This window comes from Polaromonas sp. P1_E1_2, assembly GCF_056406035.1.
In genome coordinates, this window is sequence record NZ_JBFUAZ010000737.1 from 1 (window position 1) to 1,802 (window position 1,802).

General features: G+C 65.6%; 1 protein-coding gene and 1 pseudogene. Both read left to right on the forward strand.

Annotated elements, in window-relative coordinates:
• Positions 1–1,579, forward strand: a 1,579-nt coding sequence (locus AC1D1P_RS22330; RefSeq protein ID WP_477674492.1) for a xanthine dehydrogenase family protein molybdopterin-binding subunit, incomplete at its 5' end; no start/stop codon positions are given.
• Positions 1,576–1,802, forward strand: a pseudogene (locus tag AC1D1P_RS22335) (sulfur oxidation c-type cytochrome SoxX); the annotation flags it as partial. The gene AC1D1P_RS22330 and the pseudogene AC1D1P_RS22335, both read left to right, overlap by 4 nt.

Sequence of the window (1,802 nt, forward strand, 5' to 3'; positions counted from 1 at the left end):
GGACAAGGTCACCGGCAAGCAGGTGTACGGCGCGGACCTGAAACTGCCCGGCATGCTCAATGCGGCCATCAAGGACTGTCCGGTGTTCGGCGGCAAGGTCAAGAGCTTCAATGCCGCCGCGATTGAAAAGCACCCCGGCGTGAAGAAGGTGCTGGCGGTCGGAGACAGCGCGGTGGCCGTCGTGGCCGACACCTGGTGGCGCGCCAAGACCGCACTCGACGCGCTGCCCATTGAATGGGACAACGGCCCCAACGCTTCAAATTCCAGTGCCGGCGTGGCCCAGATGCTCAAGGCCGGGCTGGACGCGCCCGACGCAGCTGTCGGCAATCAGAACGGCGACGCCAAAGCAGCGCTGGCCTCAGCAGCCAGACGCATCGAAGCGGTGTATTCCTACCCGCACCAGAACCACGCGACCATGGAGCCCATGAATGCGACGGCACGCTGGACGCCCGAGCACTGCGAAGTCTGGACGCCCACGCAAAACGGTGAAGCGGCTCTGGCGGCCACCTCGGAAGCGGCAGGGCTTCCGGCCGGCAAATGTGAGGTCTACAAAATCCACCTGGGCGGCGGCTTCGGGCGGCGCGGCGCGGTGCACGACTGGGTGCGCCAGGCCGTGGACATTGCCAAACAAATGCCGGGTGTGCCGGTCAAGCTGTTGTGGTCGCGCGAAGAAGACATGCTGCACGGCCGCTATCACCCGGTCACGCAGTGCAAGCTGCAGGCCGGACTGGACGCGCAGGGTAACGTCACCGCGCTGCACATGCGCATTTCGGGCCAGTCCATCCTGGCCGGCGTGGCGCCGCAGAACGTGCGCAACGGGCTGGACCCGGTGCAGTTCCAGGGCCTCAACGCACCAGGACCTGAAGCCTCCATTGGTTACAGCTTCCCCAACCTGCTGATCGACCATGCGATGCGAAACCCCAGCGTGCCGCCTGGCTTCTGGCGCGGCGTAAACCTGAACCAGAACACGATTTACCTCGAGTCCTTCATCGACGAAATCGCAGTTGCCACCAGGCAGGACCCGCTGGCCTTGCGGCGCAAGCTGATGACGAATCACCCCAAGCACCTGGCCGTGCTGAATGCCGTTGCCGATCGCGTCAAGTGGAACGTGCCGCCGCCCGACGTCGGCGGCCAGAAGGTCTACCGGGGCCTGGCCCAGACCATGGGCTTTGGCAGTTACGTGGCGGCCTGTGCCGAGGTGTCGGTGAGCAGCGATGGCGTGCTCAAGGTCCACCGCATCGTAGCCGCCACCGACCCGGGCTATGCGGTCAACCCGCAGCAGATCGAGGCGCAGGTCGAGGGCTCCTTTGCTTACGGCCTGTCGGCGGCGCTGTTCGGCGAATGCACACAAAAAGACGGACGTATGGAGCAGGACAACTTCAGCACCTACCCCGTCGTGCAGATGCAGCACATGCCGGCGGTGGAAACCATCATCGTCGCCTCGGGCGGGTTCTGGGGCGGCGTCGGCGAACCGACGATCGCGGTCGCCGCGCCCGCCGTTCTCAATGCCGTGTACGCGGCGACGGGCAAACGTATACGTGACCTGCCGCTGAAGAATCACGACCTCAAGAAAGCATGAACCGGCATGGTGCCATCGCCGGCGGGTTGATGATGCTGGCGCCCTGGACCGGCTTCGCGCTGCAACCCGTCCCGCCGCTGCAGGTTGTTGGCGACGCAATACCCCAGGCGTTGACGACAACGCCCGGAGACGCAGCGCGCGGCCGTGCCATCGTCGCGAGCCGCCAACACGGCCTGTGTCTGCTCTGCCATACCGGCCCCATTCCCGAAGAGCGCTTCCAGGG